General features: G+C 70.8%; 15 protein-coding genes, 1 tRNA gene and 1 pseudogene. 7 read left to right on the top strand and 10 right to left on the bottom strand.

Annotation, left to right across the window (positions count from 1 at the left end; all coding sequences use genetic code 11):
• The first annotated feature begins 105 nt into the window (after nucleotides 1–105).
• Nucleotides 106–1,581, top strand: coding sequence for an aldehyde dehydrogenase (locus FSY66_RS05960; RefSeq protein WP_144792251.1), 1,476 nt, complete (start codon nucleotides 106–108; stop codon nucleotides 1,579–1,581).
• 130 nt (nucleotides 1,582–1,711) lie between these two features.
• Here FSY66_RS05960 and FSY66_RS13020 read toward each other — a convergent pair whose 3' ends face one another.
• From FSY66_RS13020 to glgA, 6 genes are all read right to left on the bottom strand, one after another.
• Nucleotides 1,712–3,196: a YeeE/YedE thiosulfate transporter family protein gene (locus FSY66_RS13020; protein ID WP_144792249.1), complete on the bottom strand. Its 1,485-nt coding sequence runs from the start codon at nucleotides 3,194–3,196 to the stop codon at nucleotides 1,712–1,714.
• Between the two features lie 272 nt (nucleotides 3,197–3,468).
• A complete protein-coding gene (locus FSY66_RS05950) occupies nucleotides 3,469–4,830 on the bottom strand; it encodes a YkvI family membrane protein (RefSeq protein ID WP_144792246.1) in 1,362 nt (453 codons plus the stop codon).
• A gap of 191 nt (nucleotides 4,831–5,021) precedes the next feature.
• Nucleotides 5,022–5,156, bottom strand: coding sequence for a hypothetical protein (locus tag FSY66_RS12830; RefSeq protein WP_260853513.1), 135 nt, complete (start codon nucleotides 5,154–5,156; stop codon nucleotides 5,022–5,024).
• A 329-nt stretch (nucleotides 5,157–5,485) separates the two neighbouring features.
• Nucleotides 5,486–6,133, bottom strand: coding sequence for a hypothetical protein (locus FSY66_RS05945; RefSeq protein WP_144792242.1), 648 nt, complete (start codon nucleotides 6,131–6,133; stop codon nucleotides 5,486–5,488).
• 147 nt (nucleotides 6,134–6,280) lie between these two features.
• Nucleotides 6,281–6,366 (bottom strand) — tRNA-Leu (locus FSY66_RS05940).
• A 138-nt stretch (nucleotides 6,367–6,504) separates the two neighbouring features.
• Nucleotides 6,505–7,707 (bottom strand): glycogen synthase, encoded by a 1,203-nt coding sequence (gene glgA / locus FSY66_RS05935; protein WP_144792240.1) that lies wholly within the window; start codon nucleotides 7,705–7,707, stop codon nucleotides 6,505–6,507.
• A 215-nt stretch (nucleotides 7,708–7,922) separates the two neighbouring features.
• On the opposite strand from glgA, the gene glgC reads away from it, so the two are divergent.
• Complete coding sequence (glgC, locus tag FSY66_RS05930; RefSeq protein WP_144792239.1) at nucleotides 7,923–9,161, top strand: glucose-1-phosphate adenylyltransferase; 1,239 nt, start codon at nucleotides 7,923–7,925, stop codon at nucleotides 9,159–9,161.
• 98 nt (nucleotides 9,162–9,259) lie between these two features.
• Here glgC and FSY66_RS05925 read toward each other — a convergent pair whose 3' ends face one another.
• From FSY66_RS05925 to FSY66_RS05915, 3 genes are read right to left on the bottom strand one after another with little or no spacing between them, the layout of a single operon-like run.
• Nucleotides 9,260–10,114 carry a transglutaminase family protein gene (locus tag FSY66_RS05925; RefSeq protein ID WP_144792237.1) on the bottom strand — a complete coding sequence of 285 codons (855 nt, stop codon included), beginning with the start codon at nucleotides 10,112–10,114 and terminating at the stop codon, nucleotides 9,260–9,262.
• Entirely contained in the window at nucleotides 10,111–11,043 is a 933-nt protein-coding gene (locus FSY66_RS05920; protein WP_144792235.1) for an alpha-E domain-containing protein, read from the bottom strand. Before FSY66_RS05920 ends, FSY66_RS05925 begins: the two co-directional genes overlap by 4 nt.
• Nucleotides 11,043–12,683, bottom strand: coding sequence for a circularly permuted type 2 ATP-grasp protein (locus FSY66_RS05915; protein ID WP_144792234.1), 1,641 nt, complete (start codon nucleotides 12,681–12,683; stop codon nucleotides 11,043–11,045). Before FSY66_RS05915 ends, FSY66_RS05920 begins: the two co-directional genes overlap by 1 nt.
• A 205-nt stretch (nucleotides 12,684–12,888) precedes the next feature.
• Here FSY66_RS05915 and pepN point away from each other — a divergent pair, with 205 nt between their 5' ends.
• From pepN to FSY66_RS05895, 4 genes are all read left to right on the top strand, one after another.
• Nucleotides 12,889–15,606: an aminopeptidase N gene (gene pepN / locus FSY66_RS05910; protein WP_144792232.1), complete on the top strand. Its 2,718-nt coding sequence runs from the start codon at nucleotides 12,889–12,891 to the stop codon at nucleotides 15,604–15,606.
• Between the two features lie 179 nt (nucleotides 15,607–15,785).
• Nucleotides 15,786–17,147 (top strand): hypothetical protein, encoded by a 1,362-nt coding sequence (locus tag FSY66_RS05905; RefSeq protein ID WP_144792231.1) that lies wholly within the window; start codon nucleotides 15,786–15,788, stop codon nucleotides 17,145–17,147.
• 11 nt (nucleotides 17,148–17,158) lie between these two features.
• Nucleotides 17,159–18,850: an ABC1 kinase family protein gene (locus FSY66_RS05900; protein ID WP_144792229.1), complete on the top strand. Its 1,692-nt coding sequence runs from the start codon at nucleotides 17,159–17,161 to the stop codon at nucleotides 18,848–18,850.
• 260 nt (nucleotides 18,851–19,110) lie between these two features.
• The gene (locus FSY66_RS05895; protein ID WP_144792228.1) at nucleotides 19,111–19,911 is read left to right on the top strand and encodes a hypothetical protein; all 801 of its coding nucleotides are present in this window, start codon (nucleotides 19,111–19,113) and stop codon (nucleotides 19,909–19,911) included.
• Between the two features lie 20 nt (nucleotides 19,912–19,931).
• Here the strand turns inward: FSY66_RS05895 and FSY66_RS05890 are convergent, their stop codons facing one another.
• On the bottom strand, nucleotides 19,932–20,645 hold the full coding sequence (locus FSY66_RS05890) for a hypothetical protein (protein ID WP_144792226.1): 714 nt from the start codon (nucleotides 20,643–20,645) through the stop codon (nucleotides 19,932–19,934).
• A 336-nt stretch (nucleotides 20,646–20,981) separates the two neighbouring features.
• Here FSY66_RS05890 and FSY66_RS05885 point away from each other — a divergent pair.
• Nucleotides 20,982–21,134, top strand: a pseudogene (locus FSY66_RS05885) (non-hydrolyzing UDP-N-acetylglucosamine 2-epimerase); the annotation flags it as partial.
• Nucleotides 21,135–21,196: the final 62 nt, after the last annotated feature.

The raw sequence follows: 21,196 nt of genomic DNA, 5'->3' as shown, positions 1-21,196 counted from the left end.
TCACAGATTACGATTGTGATCCACGACGCATCCTCCAGGTGCGTCGTCCCTGTCCCGGCCCCGACGAGATCCCCGGGGCCGCCGTCATCCCGCGAGAGGACCGCCATGACGAGCACGCTGCCGAGCTCCATCCGCACCGAGGCCTTCATCGACGGGTCCTTCGCCCCCGCGGCCGGGGCCGAGACCTTCACGACCCACGACCCCGCCACGGGGAAGGCCCTCGCCGAGATCGCGGCCTGCGGCGAGCAGGACGTGGATGCCGCCGTCGCCGCCGCCCGTCGAGCATTCGAGGCGGGCACCTGGAGCCGCCTGCATCCTTCGGAGCGCGGCAGGATCCTGCTGCGCCTCGTCGGACTGCTCGAAGAGCATGCCGAGGAGCTGGCACAGATCGAGTCCCTCGATGCCGGCAAGCCCATCACCGACTGCCGCGAGTTCGACCTGCCGGACACGATCGCGACGCTGCGGTGGTATGCCGAGGCGGCCGACAAGCTGTTCGGCACCACGACTCCCGCCGGCGACGGCGCCGTCGGGATGGTCGTCCACGAGCCGATCGGCGTGGTCGGCGCGGTCCTGCCGTGGAACTTCCCGCTGTCCATGCTGGCCTGGAAGCTGGGCCCGGCACTGGCCGCGGGCAACTCCGTCGTGGTCAAGCCCCCGGAGCTCACGACCCTGAGCACCCTGCGCTTCGCCGAGCTCGCCGCGCAGGCCGGGGTCCCGGCGGGCGCGCTCAACGTCGTCCCCGGCCTCGGGCACGTCGCCGGCAAGGCCCTGGGGCTGCACATGGACGTCGATGTCATCAGCTTCACCGGCTCCAACGAGATCGGCCGCGAGTTCCTGCGCTACTCGGCCGATTCCAACCTCAAGAACGTCGTGCTGGAGATGGGCGGCAAGAGCCCGCAGATCGTCACGGCCGACAACGCAGACCGCCTGCAGGCCGTCGCGGAGGACCTCGCGGAGGCCGCCTTCGGCAACACGGGCCAGAACTGCTCCGCCGGATCGCGGATCCTGGTGGATGCGGGCATCGCCGACGAGTTCATCGGCCACCTCGCCCAGGCCGCCGAGGCCGGCGTGGTCGGGGATCCGCAGGACCCGGGGACGACCGTCGGCCCGCTGATCGAGGAGGCCGCGGTGGAGCGGGTCGCCCGATACGTGGACGACGCCGTGGCCGCCGGGGCGACCGCGCGCACCGGGGGCGAACGTGTGCTGGCGGAGACCGGCGGCTGGTTCTACCCGCCCACGGTGCTCACCGATGTCACCGAGGACATGGCGGTCGCCCGCGAGGAGATCTTCGGCCCCGTGGTCGTCGTGCTGCCGTTCCGGGACCTGGACGACGCGATCCGCATCGCCAACGACTCCGAGTACGGACTCGCGGCCACCGTGTGGTCCCGCGACATCGACGAGGCCCTGCGCCTGGCCCGGTCCGTGCGCGCCGGGACGGTGGCCGTCAACGGCTACTCCGAGGGCGACATCACCACGCCCTTCGGCGGCTACAAGCAGTCCGGCTTCGGCGGCCGGGACAACGGCCTGGAGGCCTTCGCGCAGTACACCGAGACCAAGACGATCTGGATCAGTCTGCGCTGACGCCGGCTGCCAGTCTCCCGGCGCGAGGGGTGGCCCGTGCAGGTCATCAACTCTCGATGACCTGCACGGGCCACCCCTCGCGGCCGTTCGGCCAGAGTGGTCGCGGCAGTCTGCGCATCGCGCCGTCAGATCAGGCCTTCTCCAGCGTGATCTGCCAGCTGGCCTCCCCCTTCTCGGTGAAGTCCGTGACCGTGTGCCCGTCCTCGGCAGCCCACTGGGGGATGGCTTCCGTGGCCTGCGTGCAGTCGAAGTCGATGACGAGGTGGTCCCCCGGGTTCAGGGTCGTCATGACATCCTTCGCCTCGATCAGTGGGAAAGGGCAGACCGCGCCCAGTGAATCCAGGGCGTAGTACCCCTCCCCCAGATCCCGGAGCTTCTGGGACGGTGCGCCAGAGGGGGCCAGAGCGACGACGCCCGGGACGGCTGCTGCGAACGGGTTGGGCCCCGGAGCCGTGGTCCTCGTGGGGGACGGCCCGGCGGAAGCAGATGCCCCCGCCGCCGCAGGAGCTCCCACTGCTGCCGGCGACTTGGGGGCCTCGGGAGCCTGCACGTTGTCCAGGCTCTCAGCCGTCGTGTAGGTGCCCGGTGCCGTGGTCTTGGCCGTGGCCTCCGCCTCCTTGGGCTTCAGCCAGATGCGCGCCGCGAAGCCGACGCCCAGGGCCATGAACAGGAGCGCGATCCAGCCCTGGAAGCTGAACAGGCTGGTCTGGACCATGCCGTTGCCCACGGTGCAGCCACCGGCGAGGGCGGCGCCGACGCCCATCATGGTGCCGCCGCCGCCCGAACGGACCAGCGTGGTGGCATCCGGGACGCGGACGCGGAACTCCCCCGAGGCCTTCGCCGCCACGAAAGCACCGGCGAACAGGCCCAGGACCAGCATCGTGCCCCAGTTGATGTGGGTCCCCGCCCCGGTCACGATGAATCCCGCCACGTCGGCGCTCGGTGCCGTGATGCCCAGACCGCTGTTGCGACCCGTGGCAGCGGACAGGGGCCAGGCGATCACGCCGATGACCCCCACGAGGGCACCCGCCGTGTAGAACGGGATCGGACGCTTCCACCAGGGGCGGCTGCTCAGCGCCGCCGGCTTCGGCAGGGCCGCCGCTTTGCGCTGGAAGTGACGCACGAGCCCGAAGGTGACCAGCGCCAGGGAGAGCGCGAAGAACCAGGGAGAGATGCCGACGGCCGCCGGGATGGTGGTCAGGCCGGTCTCCCAGCTGCCCATCCACGCGTTGAAGCCGCTCAGCGGACCGGTCATCATGGCGGCTGCTGACAGCGCGTAGGCCGCAAGTGCGATCCAGGATCCGGTCAGCCCTTCGGCTGCTCGGTACCACGTGCCCGAGGCGCACCCGCCGGCCAGGATGATGCCCATGCCGAAGACGAAGGCGCCGACGATCACCGCGACGGGCGCGAAGTTCGGCGCCTCCGGCGCGATCACGCCCAGAGACGTGAGCGCGGCGATGCCGATCGCGTGCACGGAGATCACGACGAGCAGCGCCACGAACGTGCGCCACGATCGCTGCAGGAAGATGTCCCGGAGCATCCCGGTGACGCAGAAGCGACCGCGCTGCAGCACGATGCCGAGTGCGATCCCCACGGCCAGGCCGGTCAGAATCATGATGCGGCTCCCCTCCTCACGGGGTTGAAGGAACCCGCGACTGTAGTGCTCGTGCGGTGACGCACCCAGCCTGAAGCCACACGGCGTCACACGCTCGAGGGCCGGGAATATCAGCGCACCAGAGCGAATCGGCGTCGGTGAAGATCCGTGCATCTCGCCCCGCGCTTGTCAGAGGCAGCGGAGACGACTGCAGCGCTCGGCCAGGGCCCGGCCAAGGACCTGTTCAGATCTGCTTCTGGGCCTCGACGTTCCCGAGCCCCGGGGTCTGCCGCTCAGCTCGTCGGGCCGGACGACCGCCTCGCGGCGCCCTGTTGCCTGTCCTGCCCCGAGCCCTGGAGCCGCACCAGATACTCGCCGAGCTCGCCGTCGTCATGGTTCTGGACGTCGATCGGCGCCGTCTGCTCTGCCACGCGGTGCACGTCCTCGTTCATGAAGTCACCGAGGTTCCTGGCGCGGAGGTTGGACTCGTCGACGGCCTGGATCAGGGCGTTCGCGTGCCGCGGCGTCCAGCGGCGCTGCGGATCCAGCCGGTAGAGCACCAGTGCGCGGATCCGGTCGCGACGCAGGCTCTCCTGGCTGATGTCCGTGCGGCCGCTCAGCAGCCAGCTGCCCAGCAGGACCAGGATGAAGACGATGCCGAGCCAGCCCAGCCAGGGGAACACGCTGTTCACGAGCTCCGTGAACGGCAGGAAGCTCAGGGCGAAGCCGATCAGGGACACGGCGATGAAGATGGCCCGGTAGTGCTGCGGCCGGGGCGCCGCGAGCCGCTTGCCCAGCGAGTAGAAGACGCCCAGCGAGGTGCTGAAGATCATCAGGTACGTGGCGATCGCGGCGAAGACCCCGAGCACCGGGCTCATCTCGTTGACCAGCGCGAGCGTCGGCAGGTCAGAGGTGTAGACGTCCTCGATGCTCAGCAGCAGCCCGATCGACATCAGCACGAGCAGGATCCCGAACGTCGATCCGCCGAGAAAGCCTCCCCAGCCTGCCGCCTGCGGGCTCCAGTTCTGCCCGCCGATGATGATCGCCATGGCGATGCCGCTGAACATGGACAGGCCGGTGTAGTTGACGGTGGCCAGGAACCAGTTGGGCAGCGTCGACGTCGCATTCTCGATAGCGAAGCTGTGCACCTCTCCCAGCGTTCCTGTGAACGTGAGGATGGAATATCCGGCCGCGCACAGGATGACGATGATCATCGCCGGTGTGATCATGCCGATGATGTTGCCGACCCGGTCCGCGTCGAACATGCCTGCGCCGATCATCAGGACGACCATCAGCGCCGAGCCCACCCACAGCGGCAGGCCGAACTGCTGATGCAGATTCGAGCCAGCGCCGGCAAGCATCACGAATCCGATGCAGAACTGCGCCGCGGACAGCCCGTAGTCCATGAACTTGGCCATGAACGACGACGTGATCGAGTCGAAGACCCTGCCGTGGGACTGGGCGCGGAAGTAGCTGCCGTACTGCAGGATCGCCATCGCCGTCAGCGGCATGATGAGCAGGTTCACGGCCGCGCCTGCCAGCCCCCACCACCCGTAGGAGACGTAGTACTGGAGTATCTCCTGCCCAGATCCGAATCCTGCTCCGACGGTCACCCCGAAATACGCGAGGCCGATGATCAGGATCTTTCTGAGCACTGAGGAATCCTCTCGACGAAATCTGCACCGAAATCTTCGACGCCAGCAGTGCACCGTACATGGACCCTGCGCATGAAAGAGCGATCCAGCGGAACGCCGTCGTCACATCGAGCAGAGCATGGGAGCCCACCTGCGAACAGACCCCCTCCCGCCACTGAGCGGCAAGGCGCCAGCCGTCGTGCGAGGGCCACTCAGAAGAGTGGCTGGGTGCAGGTAACAATCGAGTATGCGCCCGTGGCCTTCTCCTCAGCGACGGCTTCACCGTCCTTCAGGATCCTGCAGCCAACTTCCGCGTCATCGGCGCCGCTCATGTCCTGGATCGTCACCCCGTACATATCCGACGACTCGGCGTCGCTGACTTCTTCCGACCATGAACCTGCGAAATCTGCAGTGCTCGAGGTACCGGCAGGACCGTAATTGCTGGAGGCAGAACCAGTGGCCGTGCCCTCTAGGGCGAGGGCATCACCTTCTGCAGCGGGCTCGTCGGCGACGTCCTGCGCTGCCGCACCATCGCTCTGCTCGGCCGAGGCCGAGGCCGGGGCGTCATTCCTTCCGGGTGGTCGACGAAGCGACCGGACGGAGCCGCGAGGGCTCACCGACGACCGATGGACCGCAGCTGCCGGCCTGCTGGGAGCTGCTGCCGCAGGTGTCGGAGTCAGCAGTAGTCGTCCTGGTCGGGATCGTCCGGGGCCGGCACCCAGCATCCCTCCTCGTCGAAGTACCCATCCGGGATCTCGGCGCCGGGCGCATCTGGCCCGGCCGAACCCGGCCCGGGGTCCGTCGCATCTGCGCCTGCATCAGCACCCTCAGGCGGGCCTCCGACAGCTGCGGCAATCGCATTGCCAGCAGCGTCGTACTCGGTCCAGGCGACGGGGTTGCCATTCGCGTCACGGGCCTCGACCACGATGTAGCCGCCATCGGTGCTCGGCGCCGGATCACCTGCGGGCGGGTCGACGTCGGCCGCAGGGACGTCGGCGGCCGCGCCGGTTCCAGCCGCAGGAACGTCGGTGGCCGGATCAATCGGGGCTGGCTCGGCTGCGGGGGCTTCGGCCTCTGCTGCCGGTTCCGCTGCCGGAGCCGCGGTCTGCTCGACCGGTGCGGACGGTTCCGCCGGTGCGGAGGGCGTCTCGCCGGGGGTCTCGTCGGGTGACTGCGTCGGGGAGGACGACGCGGTGGGGGTCTGCGTCTCAGAGACGGGCGCGGAGGGAGAGGACTCGGGGCTCTCCGGGGCATCTCCTCCCCCACAGGCGGTCAGAGCAGACGCCAGGACGCCGAGGGTCACGGGCAGAAGGGTGCGCTTCATGGGGACTCCGGAGGGCGAGAACGGACACGGATGGTCTGGATCCTAGCCCGGCGCCGCCGCCGCTGAACCTGACTCGCCGTGACGACGAAAACGGCCCCGGTATCGATACCGGGGCCGCTCCACCCTCTCTGACAAGGGCAACCACTGTGCGCGGAGGGGGACTTGAACCCCCACCCTCTAATACGAGGACTAGCACCTCAAGCTAGCGCGTCTGCCTATTCCGCCACCCGCGCGGGTGACTCCAGCGCCGTGCCGGGAACCGGCCGGGTCGCTGAGCAACGCGGACAACTTTAGCACAGCTCGGAACCGGTCACACACGCGGACGGGTCGACCAGGCGCTGCCCGCTCGCAGGCGAGCAGGCCCGCAGGCCTCAGCCCCGATCGATCGCGGCGCGGTAGACCTCCAGCGTGCGCTCGGCGATGGCCTCCCAGGCGAAGTGCTCCTCGGCACGGCGGCGCCCGGCGCATCCCATCTCGCGAGCGCGCTCGGGATCGGAGAGGACGTCGGTGAGCGCGGCGGCGAAGTCCGCGACGAACCTCTCCGGATCCAGCGGCGTGCCCGAGCCGTCGTCGACCTGCTCGATCTCGACCAGCCGGCCGGTCTCGCCGTCCACGACGACCTCGGGGATGCCGCCGGTCGCGGTGGCGACCACGGCGGCCCCGCAGGCCATGGCCTCGAGGTTCACGATGCCCAGCGGCTCGTAGATCGACGGGCACGCGAACGCGGTGGCATGCGACAGGATCTGGACGACCTCCCGGCGGGGCAGCATCTTCTCGATCAGGACCACCCCGTCGCGATCGGCCTTGAGCTCCTCGATCAGGCCGTTGACCTCGGCACCCAGCTCCGGGGTGTCGGCCGCACCGGCGCACAGCACGAGCTGCACGGAGGGGTCGAGCTGCTTCATGGCCCGCAGCAGGAACGGCACGCCCTTCTGCCGGGTCACGCGGCCCACGAAGGCGACCGAGGGCCGGTTCGGATCGATCCCGTAGGCCTCCAGGACGTCGGTGGACTCGTCCCGGACCCACTGCTCCACGTCGATGCCGTTGTGCACGGTGTGCACCTTCTGCGGATCGACCTCCGGGTAGGAGCGCAGGATGTCGCGGCGCATGCCGTCCGACACCGCGATGATCGCCGAGGCCCCCAGGTAGGCGGTCTTCTCCACGAACGACGACAGCGCGTACCCGCCGGCGAGCTGCTCGGCCTTCCACGGGCGCAGGGGCTCGAGCGAGTGGGCCGAGACGACGTGCGGGATGCCGTGCATGAGACCGGCCAGGTGCCCGGCGAAGTTGGCGTACCAGGTGTGGGAGTGCACCAGGTCGGCCCCGGCGATGTCGTCGACCATCGTCAGGTCCGTACCGAGCGTCTCGAGCGCGGCATTGGCGCCCTGGAGCTCGGCGGGCACGGGATACGCCGTGACCGACGCGCCGTGGAAGTCGGGGTCGCGGGGCTGCCCGAAGCAGCGGACGCTCAGGTCCACCAGGGGCGCGAGGACCCGGGACAGCTCGGCCACGTGGACGCCGGCGCCGCCGTAGACGGCGGGCGGGAACTCTTTGGAGATGATGTCGATGCGCACGTGATCGACACTACAGTCCCTCGGCGGGGGTGCCCAGGCACCCCGCTGCCGCGGTATCCGCGCAGACGGGACGCCACGCGGGACAACTTGCGGCGCCTGCTTCCCAATGGACTCGATTCAGGGTTGAGTGTCCTCGGGAAGACGTGAGGTGCATCTCGCATTCCCCGTGGGCTCCGCCCCGATGACGACGACGTCCCATCCGAGAGGCTTCCATCATGGCGCGACCGAATGTCCTTGCGATCGTTCTGGCCGGCGGCGAGGGCAAGCGCCTGATGCCGCTGACCGAGGACCGGGCCAAGCCGGCCGTCCCGTTCGGCGGCTCGTACCGACTCATCGACTTCGCCCTGTCGAACCTGGTGAACTCCGGCTACCTGCAGATCGTCGTCCTCACCCAGTACAAGTCCCACTCGATGGACCGCCACCTCTCCGAGACCTGGCGCCTGTCCACGCTGCTGGGCAACTACATCGCCTCGGTCCCGGCGCAGCAGCGCTCCGGCAAGGACTGGTTCCTGGGCTCCGCGAACGCGATCTTCCAGTCCATGAACCTGATCGACGACGCCCGCCCGGACTACGTCGTCGTGGTCGGGGCCGACCACGTCTACCGCATGGACTTCTCCCAGATGCTGGACTTCCACATCCAGAAGGGCGTCCAGGCCACCGTCGCCGGCGTGCGCCAGCCGCTCGAGCTGGTCAGGTCCTTCGGCGTGATCGAGACGGAAGCGGAGGACCCGCAGAAGATCTCGCAGTTCGTGGAGAAGCCCGACTCCACCGAGCCGCTGCCGGATGACCCCGGCCAGTTCCTGGCCTCGATGGGCAACTACATCTTCACCACGGACGCCCTCGTGGAGGCCCTGCACGCGGACGACGCCACAGAGGGCTCCAAGCACGACATGGGCGGCGACATCATGCCGTACTTCTCCGAGCGCGGCGAGGCCGCCGTCTACGACTTCACCTTCAACGACGTCCCCGGCTCGACCGACCGCGACCGTCAGTACTGGCGCGACGTCGGCACCCTGGACTCGTACTACGACTCGCACATGGACCTGCTGCGCCCGCTGCCGATCTTCAACCTCTACAACGAGCAGTGGAAGATCTACACCCACCAGGTCACGGCCCCGCCGGCCAAGCTGGTGCGCGGCCCGTACCAGGAGGGCGGCATCGCCACGGACTCCATCCTGTCCTCGGGCGTGATCGTCGCCGGCGGCCGCGTCCAGGAGTCGGTGCTGTCCCCGCGCGTCACGGTCGGCAACCACGCGCGCGTCTCGGAATCCGTCCTGCTCAACAGCGTGGCCGTGCACGACGACGCCATCGTGGAGCGCTGCATCGTGGACAAGAACGTGGTCATCCCGCAGGGCGTCCGGGTCGGCGTGGATCCCCAGGAGGACCGCTCGCGCGGCCTGACGGTCACGGAGTCCGGGATCACGATCGTGCCCAAGAACTTCACGTTCCACTGATCCGCGGCACCGGCCGCGGCCGATGCCGCGGTTCCCGGGGCGGATGACGACGGGCGCCGATCACGGAGGTCGGCGCCCGTCGTCGTGGGCGGCCCCGGTCAGGCCAGGCGGGTGATCTCCACGGAGACGTCGAGGGACTCCGTGCTCGAGCCGCCCGTGAGCATGCCCTTGAGCGGCGGCACGTCGCGGTAGTCGCGGCCGTGGCCGACCTTCACGTGGCTGTCGTCGAGCATCTTGTGGTTGGTGGGGTCGTAGGCGCGCCAGTCGCCGTCCCACCACTCGAGCCAGGCGTGGGACTCCCCCACGACGGTCTGGCCGATCTCGGCCTCCTCGTCCGGGTGGATGTATCCCGAGACGTAGCGGGCGGGGATGCCGAGCTCTCGCAGCAGCGCGATGGCCACGTGCGAGAGGTCCTGGCACACGCCCTTGCCGTCGCTCCACACGGCGTCGGCATCGGTGTGCACTCCGGTGACCCCGGCCTCGTACGAGACGTGCTCGGCGATCCGGCGCAGGACCTCCCGGGCGGCGGCCTCGGGGGTCTCGGCGCGCTCGGCGATCTCGGCGGCCACGGCCCTGAGCTCCTCGCCGGCCGCCGTCAGGGAGGTCGGCTTCGCGTACTCGGCGTTCGTGTCCGCCAGCTGCGGATCCCTCAGCTGCTCCCACGAGACGTGCTCGACGTCCTGGCCGCCGGCGGCGCGCTCGACGTCGACCGTGGCCGAGGAGCGCACCTCCAGCACCGTGTGGGGGCTGGGGACGTCGAAGTCCGCCACGCGGGTGCCGAAGTAGTCGACGTAGTTGTGGATCGACGCCGACGACGGCTTCACGGCCAGCTCGGCGCTGATCACCTGCTGCTCGTCGTCGCTGACCGGGGTCATCCGCGCCTCGTTGTGCGATCGCGAGACCGTCCCCTGGTAGGTGTATCGGGTGATGTGATCGATCGTGAGCCTGCTCACAGGACACCTCCGAACCAGGACGCCTCCTGGGCGTGGTTGAAGTACTTGTCGCCCACGGCCCGGGATGCGCGGCCGATGGCGGACTGGACGTCGTTGAGGCGCCGGGGCAGATCCCCGACGATGTCCTCCGCGCTGTCGTACTCGAGCTCAATGAGGGTCCTGCCGACGGCCCGGCGCGCCTCGCTCGTGACGCCCAGGCGCCCACCGCCCGGGTCGAGGTCGGCGAGCACCTTGTCGGCGCGCCGCAGCGAGTAGATGATCGTGCGCGGGAACAGCCGGTCGAGCATGAGGAACCGCGTGGCGGACTCGTCGTTGAAGGAGCCTCCCCGCGAGCGCAGGAAGGCCTCGTAGGCCCCGGCGCACTCGAGGATCTCGGCCCAGGTCGCCTCCGAGGACACGCCGCCCGACGACGCGCGGGTCCACAGCAGCCGGGCCGTCATGTCGGCGCGCTCGAGGGTCACCCCGAGCGTGAGGAACTGCCAGGACTGGTCGTGGGACATGGTCATGTCCGCCAGGCCCCGGGTCATGGAGATCCGCTCGGAGGCCCACCGGCACAGCCCGAAGGTCCCGACCGTGTCCCGGGAGTGGCCGCTGAGACCGTAGTTCGTGGCGTTGAGCGCCTGCCACAGCCCGGAGGAGACGGTCTCGCGGGCCCGGCGGGCGTTCTCCCGCGCGGCGCGCACGGACCCGGCGATCGAGGTGGTGGTCTCCTGGTTCCAGGCCAGCTCGTGGATCATCTGCCGGACCCCGGCCTCGGCCTGCGGCTCGACGCCCATGATGGTCATGATCCGCCGGGCCTCCCGGTCCTGCTCGTGCTCCGGCAGCTGGGTGATGCGCTCCAGGTGCACCTCGAGGATCCGGGCGACGCCGTCGGCGCGCTCCATGTAGCGCCCGATCCAGAACAGCGACTCCGCGATGCGGCTGAGCATCAGCGCTCCCCCTCCCCCGTGCCGGACGGGCTCGCATCCGGGCCGGCATGCCGCCGGGCGACGCATGCGGTCTGCTGCTGCTGCTCCTGCGAGCGGCGCAGCGTGGTCTCATCGATGTCGCCGCCGTGCACCGGGACGCCGGCCTCCATGAGGGCCACCTTCTCCGCGGGCCGCGGATCCGGGCTCTGGTCCGTGCGGTGCCGGCCGACGACCCAGGTGTCCTTGGAGCCGCCGCCCTGCGAGGAGTTCACGATCAGCGACCCCTTCTCCATGGCGACGCGGGTGAGCCCGCCGGGCAGCACGTGCATGTCCTCGCCCGAGTTCACGCAGAACGGGCGCAGGTCGACGTGCCGGGGCGAGAACCCCTCCCCGTCGAAGGTCGGCACGGTCGACAGCTGCATGAGGGGCTGGGCGATCCAGCCTCGGGGATCGGCGAGGATCTTGGCGCGCACCTCGTCGAGCTCCTCCTGCGTGGCGCGCGGGCCGATCACGATGCCCTTGCCGCCCGAGCCGTCGACCGGCTTGACCACGAGCTCGTCCAGGTGGGACAGGACGTGCTCTCGGGCCTCGTCCTCCTCGAGCCGGTAGGTGTCGACATTGGGCAGGATCGGCTCCTCGTCGAGGTAGTACCGGATCAGATCGGGCACGTAGGAGTACACGAGCTTGTCGTCGGCCACCCCGTTGCCGATCGCATTGGCGATCGTGACATTGCCCTGCCGCGCGTCATTGACCAGCCCGGGGCAGCCGAGCACGGAGTCGGGCCGCAGCTGCAGCGGGTCGGTGAAGGCGTCGTCGATGCGCTTGTAGATCACGTCCACTCGCTGCTCGCCCTCGGTCGTGCGCATGTAGACGCGGTCGCCGCGCACCACCAGGTCGCGGCCCTCGACGAGCTCGACGCCCATCAGCCCGGCCAGCAGGGTGTGCTCGAAGTACGCGGAGTTGAACACGCCCGGGGTCAGCACGACGACGACGGCGTCCTCGCCGGGCTCCGGGGCCGTGTTGCGCAGCGCGTGCAGCAGCTGGCGCGGGTACGAGTCGACCCCCAGGATCGGGGTCGAGGCGAAGGCCTCCGGCAGGCCCTTCATCATGGCGCGGCGGTTCTCGATGACGTAGGAGACCCCGGAGGGCACCCGCACGTTGTCCTCGAGCACGCGGAAGGTGCCGGCGTCGTCGCGGACCAGGTCGATGCCCGCGACGTGGATGCGCACCCCGCCCGCCGGGCTGAAGCCCCAGACGCAGCGATGGAAGTGCGATGAGGAGGTGATCAGCGACCGGGGCACGATGCCGTCGGCGATGACCTTCTGCTCGCCGTAGACGTCCTCGAGGAAGTGCTCGAGGGCCCGGACCCGCTGCTTCACGCCGCGCTCGACGACCTCCCACTCCTCCTGCGGGATGATCCGCGGCACGATGTCGAGCGGGAAGGGCCGCTCCTCCCCCGCGTAGTCGAACGTGACGCCGCGGTCCAGGAACGACCGCGCCATGAGCTCGTCGCGGCTGACCACCTCGCCGAGATCGAGCCCGTCCAGGACCTCGTGCACCCGCTCGTACCGCGGTCGCACGGTCTCCGACGAGGAGAACATCTCGTCGAAGGCGGCCTGGCCCGACAGATCGTCGGGATAGGCGGAGAAGAGTCTGGCCATAGTCGTGGGAACCGCTTCCTTGTCCATCAAGAGCCCATCGGACAGCGGGCTCTGGCCGCGGTCCGCGACGAGTGTCACATACGCGGGGACCCCCGCGCTCGCGCCGCCCCGGCCGGGCGCGCCCCGGACGGCACCATGACGCGGCCCGGACAGGGCGATCGCGTCCGGGAGGCGCCCGGCGCGCGGACCTCCCTAGGATGGGTCCGTGCCGACTCCCAGCCTGACCCGTGAAGAAGCCGTCGACCGGACCCGGCGCGTGCGCCCGCACCGCTGCGAGGTCGACCTGGACCTGACCGGGGCGCCTGATCCCGGCCGCCGCACCTTCCCCGTCGAGGTGCGCTGGAGCTTCGCCCTCGACGACGGGGGCGCCGGGGACGCTGCGCAGACCGGCGCGGGGACCGCCGACCCGGCGGCGACGTTCCTGGACTTCACGGGCGAGGTCCACGAGGTCGAGGTCAACGGCCGGTCGCTGACCCGCGAGCAGATCGACCGGGCCTTCGCGGACGACCGCCTCCGGCTCGAGGACCTGCAGCCGCTGAACCGGGTGCGCGTGCGCGGCGAGGCCCTCTACTCCCGCTCCGGGGAGGGCATGCACCGCTACACCGATCCGCAGGACGGGCAGGTCTACCTCTACACGCAGTACGAGCCGGCCGACGCGCACCGGGTCATGCCCTGCTTCGATCAGCCCGATCTGCGCGCCGAATGGGTCTTCCGGGTCAGCGCCCCGCAGGAGTGGGCCGTGCGCTCGAACGGCACCCCGATCTCCGCGCCGGCCGCCTCGCTGGCCGGTCCGCTCAGCGACCCGACGACGGAGACCGCGCAGGATCCCCGCCTCGGCGGCGCCGAGGACGCGGCGCGCCACGAGTTCTCCCCCACCCTGCCGATCCCGGCCTATCTGACCTCGGTGCTGGCGGGTCCGTACGTCGGGGCCGAATCGACGTGGAGCTCGTCGGATCCGCGGCGAGCGCAGTGCCTTCCGCTGCATCTGTGGTGCCGCGCCTCGCTGGCCCAGCACCTGGATGCGGAGGAGATCTTCGCGCTCACCCGCCGCGGTCTGGACTTCTACACCGATCTCTTCGACCTGCCGTACCCGTTCGACACCTACGAGCAGGCCTTCGTCCCGGAGTACAACCTGGGGGCCATGGAGAACCCCGGGCTGGTGACCTTCACGGAGGACTACCTGTTCCCGGACGGCGCCAGCCGACAGCAGCTCGCGGGCCGGGCCAACACGCTGCTGCACGAGATGGCGCACATGTGGTTCGGCGACCTGGTGGCGATCCGCTGGTGGGAGGACCTGTGGCTCAAGGAGTCCTTCGCCGAGTTCATGGGCGCCCACGCCTCGGTCGGCGCCACGGAGTTCACCGAGGCCTGGGCCGGGTTCGCCGTGCGCCGCAAGGCCTGGGCCTACCAGCAGGACGCCATGATCACCACGCATCCGATCGTGGCAGACGTCCCGGACGTGGCAGCCGCCAAGCAGAACTTCGACGGCATCACCTACGCCAAGGGCGCCGCGGCGCTCAAGCAGCTCGTGGCTTTCGTCGGCCTCGAGGCCTTCACGCAGGCGTGCCGCATCCACTTCCGCCGACACGCCTTCGGCTCGGCGCGCCTGGAGGACTTCCTCGCCGTGCTCGACGAGGCCTCCGAGCGCGACACCGCCGCCTGGGCCCGGGACTGGCTCACGACCACGGGAGCGACCGTCCTGCAGCTGGAGACGGAGCGCGACCCGCGGACAGGCGCCCTGACGTCCGCCGTGCTCACGCCGGCCGGCACCGCCCATGACGAGGCCTCCGAGCGCGATCATCAGCTCGCGGTGAGCGTGTGGGGCGCGCCCGGCGAGGACGAGGAGCCCTCCGAGCAGCCGCAGCGCAGCGTCGAGATCACGCTCACGGGGCGCTCGCCGCAGGAGCTGTCGGGGCTGGCCGGCGCGGACGGGGTCGTGGTCGTCAACGACCGGGACCTCGACTACGCGGAGATCGTGCTCGACGACGCCTCCCGCGCCGACGCCCTGGCCCGGCTGTCGTCGGTCCCCGATCCGATGGCCCGCGCGGTGCTGTGGTCCACGCTGTGGACCGACGTGCGCCAGGCCCGCCTGGACGCCGAGGACTTCTCCCGGGCCGCCCTGGCGCACCTGTTCCGGGAGACCGACGAGACCGTGTTCGAGACCGTCCTGCGCCAGGCAGCCGACGGCATCGAGGCCTATCTCCCGGCGCGCCGCCGCCCCGAGGCCCGCACCCGTCTGCTGGCCCGTGTGGTCGAGGAGCTGCAGGCGGCTGCCCCCGGCTCGGACCGGCAGCGCACCCTGGCCGCGGTGTACGCCCGGCTCGGATGCCGGGACGGCTCGGCGCACGGGCTGGCGCAGGACCTGCTCAGCGGCGAGGTCGCGCTGCCCGGGCTGGTGCTGGGCCCGGAGCTGCGCTGGGGCCTGCTGACCGCGGTCGTGGCCACGAACCACGCCGTCGAGTCCTCGATCCTGGGCGAGGCCGACCGGGATGCGTCGCGCATCTCGCAGATCGGCCGGGCCCGCACGAATGCGGCGCGCCCGACCCGGTGGGCCAAGGACGCGGCCTGGAACGAGATCCTGGGCCACGAGCTGACCAACGACCTGCTCAGCGCCACGATCGAGGGCTTCCAGCTCGGGGACCCCGGTCTGCTCGCCCCGTACCGGGAGCGATACTTCGAGCTGCTCGAGGCCGAGTGGTCCACGCGCTCGATCGGCATGGCCACCCGCCTGGTCCGCGGGCTGTTCCCCGGCGATGCGGATCTGCGCCCCGGGGCCGCTCCCGAGGACGACGAGACCCTGCGCCGCACCGACCACTGGCTGGCGCAGCACCCGGACGCGGATCCGGCGCTGCGCCGCATCGTCCTGGAATGCCGGGACCAGCTCCATCGCCGGCTGCGCGCCCAGGCGGCCGCGCGGCCCTGAGCCGACCGGGGCAGCCTGCTCCGATGTGACCCCGGGCGCGCGGGCCGGACCCGGGCTCCGGCGGACAATCCCCGGTTCGGGGACACCCGCATGACAGACTGAGCTCACCGGGCGACCGACCGTCCCCGGCCGCAGTGGACGGCGGCGCCCAGAGCGAGCCCCGGAGGCAGAGGAAGACCATGGCCGACTACGCCCTGAACGATCGGGGATCTCTGCAGGTCGTGACCGAGAACTTCTACGACGCGGAGATCACCCGCGTCTTCGGCGACCTCCCCCACGGCGTCCTGCGCAGCTACGACGGCCCCGCTCGGCTCGTCCCGGAGCCGGACAACCCGCAGGATCCCACCGCCATCACGGTGCGCATCGACGGGCAGCGCGTGGGCCACCTCAGCCCGCAGGACGCCGAGCGCTACTGGCCGGCCATCACCCGCGTGGTGGCCTCCGGGTACGACGCCGTGGCCACGGCCCACCTGCGGGCCCGCTCGGTGGAGACCGACGACGCCTCCGAGGTCGACGCCGATCTGCGCCTGGACCTCTCGGCCCCGGACCTGCTCTTCCCGCTGAACTCGGCACCGCAGCGCGCGACCGTGCTCCCCCAGGGCTCGTCCATCAAGGTCCTCGACGAGCAGGACCACGCGGACTACCTCCACTCGATCCTGCCGAGCACCGGCGAGGGGCGGCTGATGCTGACCCTCGAGGTCAATCAGATCCGCACCCCCGCCGGCGAGCACCTGGACATCGTGGAGGTGCTGCACCAGCGGCAGCTCGTCGGGCGGCTGTCGACCCAGCTCTCGGAGCAGTTCATCCCGGTGATCCGCCACGCCTTCGAGCACGATCTGCTCACGGCCGCCTGGGGCACCATCCGCGGCACCGCCTTCGAGGTCTCCCTGACCGTGCAGGCGGACCGCCCCGACATGATCCCCGACGAGTGGTACGAGACGCTGCCGCGGGAGTTCCTGCCGCTGGAGCCCGAGGCGCCGTCCTATCGCGTCCCGGACGCCTACGTGCCCTCGGAGCTCGAGCGCACCCGTCCGGTGCGCAGGCGCCGCCGCACCAGCGGCAGCACGCAGCACTCCGGGCGCGCCGGCTCGACCCGGACCGCGATCCCGGGGGACGAGGCCGTGCGAGAGGACCCTGCCCGCACCGGGGCCCCGGCCCGGTCGGAGCGCACCGGCCGCACCGCCTCGGCGGACGCGCAGCGCCCCGCCCGCTCCCAGGCCGCCCGGCGCGGCACCGGTGGGAAGGGGGTCGACGGCACGTTCATCGGGCTGCTCCTGGTGACTGCCGCTCTGCTGGTGCTCGGACTGATCTTCCTGGGACGCGAGCCCCTCGTCACCGCCCTGTGCGTGATCGCCGCGGCGGCGGCCGGGGCCATGGCCCTCTACCTGCGCTCGGTCCTGCGCGCCCCGGTGGGCGACGCTCCCTCGGAGGACGGGCGGCGCGGCGAGGCCCTGGAGGGCGGCCGCCCCGCCACCCGCGATGACATCCCCGTCATCGCGCCGCAGGACCAGGCCCCGACCGCCACGACCAGAGAATCCTGACGCCGCCCCGCATGCTCTCTCGCCGCGAACGCCTCTTCCAGATCCTGGAAGTCCTCTCCCAGCACGGCTTCGGCTTCGTGCTGGCCGGTCTCAAGCCCGAATGGCGGGCCCCGCTCGAGCGGGTCAAGCTGGTCGACCCGGACAAGGTCCGCCCCCAGACCGTCCACCTGCGGCTGGCCCTGGAGGAGCTCGGACCGACCTTCGTGAAGCTCGGGCAGCTGGCCTCCACCCGGCCGGATCTGCTGCCCCAGGAGTACGCCCGCGAGCTCGCGCGCCTGCAGGACTCGTCGCCGCCGATCCCACCGGAGCGCATCCGCGAGCTGCTGGCCGAGGAGCCGGACACCGCGGCCGAGGAGATCCTGCGCCACATCGACCCGGTCCCCCTGGCCACCGGCTCGATCGGCCAGGCCCACACCGCCGTGTACGAGGGCATGGACGTGGTCGTCAAGATCCGCCGCCCCGGGATCGTCGACGCCGTCAACCGCGATCTGGAGATCCTGCGGGAGCTGGCGGTGCTGCTCACGCGGTACTGGCCCGGCGTGGGCTCGCAGGACCTCACCGGACTCGTGGACCAGTTCGCGGCCTCGATGCGCGATGAGCTCGACTACCTGGCGGAGGCGCGCAGCACGGAGCGGATGCGCGAGTGCTTCGCCGGGCACCCGTCGCTGATCGTCCCCGCGGTGGTCTGGCAGGCGACGTCGTCGCGCGTGCTGACGACCGAGCGCATGTCGGGCATGAAGATCACCGACCACGAGGCCCTCGAGGCCGCCGGAGTCGATCGCCACGAGCTGGCCGTGACCGCGACCGAGATCCTGTGCCAGATGATCTTCGAGCACGGCTTCTTCCACGCCGACCCGCATCCCGGCAACCTCTTCGTCCACGCCGACGGCTCGATCGCGATGATCGACTTCGGCATGGTCGGGTCGCTGTCCGAGGAGTTCCGCGATGCGCTCGTGACCATGCTGGTGGGGGTCTCCCAGGGCAATGCCCGCCGCGCGACCTCCGGGCTGCTCAAGCTCACCGACCGGGCCCCCGAGGACCTGGACCGGATCGCGCTGGACCGCGACGTCGAGTCCATGATCCGCAGCTACGCCGACCGGCCGCTGGCCGAGGTGCGGATGACCGCGCTGCTCTCCGATCTGGTGGCCTGCCTGCGCCGCCACCGGCTGCGCCTGCCCCGCGAGTCGGCGCTATTCCTGCGGATGGTCATCACCGCCGAGTCCATCGGCAAGGGGCTGGATCCCGATTTCGACCTGATCGCGGTGATCAGGCCCTACGCCCGGCGCTTCGTCGCCCGTCGCCTGTCCCCCGACGCCCTCATGGCCCGGGTGCGCGACATCCTGCAGGACGCCGCGCAGCTGGGTCAGGAGGCCCCGGACGTCCTGCGGCGGGTCTTCACCGTGCTGGAGAACGGCGGGTTCGACGTCCACCTGCGCGCCGACGAGCTCGAGCCCCTGCTCAACCGCGGCGAGCGCATCGGGCACCAGGTGATCGCCGGCGCCGTGATCGCGGCCAGCATCAACGGGATCTCGCACGTGGTCGCCTCCGACCCGGGGCGCTTCCGTCCCCTCCAGGTCCCGCTGATGGTCACCGGCACCGGGACGGTCGGAGCGCTCTCGGCCTACCTCGCGGCCTCATCGGCCACGCCGAGGGTGCGCAGGATCGTCTCCACGCTCCGGGAGCGGCGGCGCCGCACCCGCTGATCGGCCGGGACGCCCCCGGCGGCGCCCCGCCCATGAAATCTTCGCGAATAATCAGGCGGCTGAGCAGTTCCGAGCGCACCGGCCGCGACGCATGGCATACGCTCATCTCCGCTCCGCTTCGACGGGATCCGCTGCGACCCGTGGTCGCCTGCCGCTGCCCGGTCGCGACCCCCTGCGCGCCCCGGGCCGACGGCGCGGCGTGAGCCCCCCCATACGTCTCCGCCTGCACCACCGAGATGAGGTCATCGATGCCGGGCCCCATGTCTGCGCCGCTGATAGCCACCGAGCGCACCGGACTGCACCTGTCCCGGGCCGGCACGCCGGTCGACCTCCCCTCGGCCCAGGCCGAGCTCGTGCGCCGGGGATTCGAGAAGCTCGTGCGCCACGGCCTCGAGGACGACGGCTTCGATGTCTACGGGGCGGACCCCGTGCATGTGCGGATGACCCGCACGGGACCCGGGGACTACGAGCTGGTGGCCGACATGCGCGACGCCCGCCCGCTGCGCCGCCGCCTGATGGCCCCGCGCGGCGCCCGAGGACTCGAGGACGCGACGCAGCACCTGCACAATGCGGCCGAGACGGTGCTCTCGGGCGTGGAGATGCTGCCCGTGATCGTCGCCTCGTCCTCCGTCACCCTGGGGACCATGCCGGACGGCACCGGACTCGTGCCGATGGTCGTGGACGGCTGCTACGTGATGCGCGTGCCGTGGTCGATCTTCCGCATCATGGGCGCCAGCCCCGATGCCCGGGCCGGTGCGGAGGACCTCAAGCACGTCTTCGCCCAGGACAGCGGGACGATCACCCTGATCCGGGGCATGGACTCGGAGCGGCGCCGCAGCGAATCCATCATCGAGGTGCCGAGCGGGCTGTGGGAGGCGATCTCGGACCGGGGCGTCGTGCCCCTGTTCGAGTCCGTGGACACGGGAGCGGATCCGCTCAGCGGCCTGATGACCCGGCAGGAGCGCGGCGACTCCGCTCGGCGGCTCCAGGGAGACGTCGGTCCCCGGGGCCCGGGTCGACGTGGCGATCCCCCCATGGAGCCGCCCGGCCCCAGGCTCTGAGTCGACGCCGCACCCGTCCCTCAGGCCGCGCCGGGCGGCGACGCCCGTGCGTCCGGGTCGGCAGGAGCGTCCAGGGGCAGCGGCAGGGGCGTCCCGCTCGCGAAGGCCAGGGATCGGTCGGTGGCGATCACCGGATGCTGGATCTGGCTGCGCTGCAGCCGCCCGCCGATGGCCAGCGAGACCGCACCGACGCCGTCGCGCGTGAGCCCGGAGAGGAACTCGCGCACCTCGTGCGTGAACAGGTCCTGCCGCAGCCCCCGATCCACGTGCGGAGAGACCCGCGTCCGCCGCCCGGTGTCCGCATCGATGAGGTCGATGTGGTCCTCGTGGACCTCCCGGGCCGTCTGCCGGGCGGCCAGGAGGAACGAGACGGTGCGCACGATCTCCACGAGGGTCTGCGCCGTGAGCTGCAGGGCCCGGTTCTGGCTCGAGACCGGAACGATGGCCCCTCGCGTACGGTCTGGCCGGTGCTCCGGGGAGCGACGCGGCCTGTCCTGGGCGATCTCGAGCTCGAAGACGACCTCTCCGGGGCCCGGCTCGACGAAGCTCATGCTCAGCGATTCGGCGGCGACGCGCTCGGCCGGGCGGCACTGGGCGAAGATCTGCCGCCCCAGGCCCTGGAGGGCGATGTACGCCCGCCGCAGGACATCGCGCTCGATCTCGATCGGCCGGCCTGCGGTGTCATCCATCCGCATCAGCACGGTCACGGGTGCAGTGCTGCGATCCGTCATCATCCCGGCATCTCCTCGAGCCTGCGGCGCCCTGACGGCGCCTCCTCGTTCAGCTGTCCGATGCGGTCCGCCCTCCGGGAGCGGACCGCACTGATTCAGACTGTATTGCCCATCACTGTTCCCGTGTGTGCTCACAGTCACGGTGCGTCGGATGATGTCGCCGACCCGGGCGCCGCCTGCACATGCCGCCGCCCGGGGCCTGACCCGCGGCGGAGCCTGCCGGCGCAGGGTCGAGGCCCCCCGACATGTGCACGACACCGCGAGCTCGCGGCCCGAATGGGGGACAGCTGTGTGAGACTCTCCTGTGAGTTCCCCAGCAGGCGAGTGAAAGGGTGAGCGATGCCGCTGACCGTCATGCCCATCTACGGCACCCGTCCGGAGGCCATCAAGATGGCCCCGATCGTGAAGGCGCTGCAGGCCTCTCCCGACTTCGAGTGCGTCGTGACCGTCACCGGCCAGCACCGGGAGATGCTCGATCAGGTCAACGAGATGGCGGATTCAAGCGGTGAGCGCAAGGAACTCTGCGAGCTTCTCTGATGGTGTCAGATAGCCCA

The sequence above is a fragment of the Kocuria palustris genome (assembly GCF_007666205.1).
Taxonomy (GTDB): domain Bacteria; phylum Actinomycetota; class Actinomycetes; order Actinomycetales; family Micrococcaceae; genus Kocuria; species Kocuria palustris_A.
This window is presented reverse-complemented; position numbering and strand designations above follow the sequence as displayed.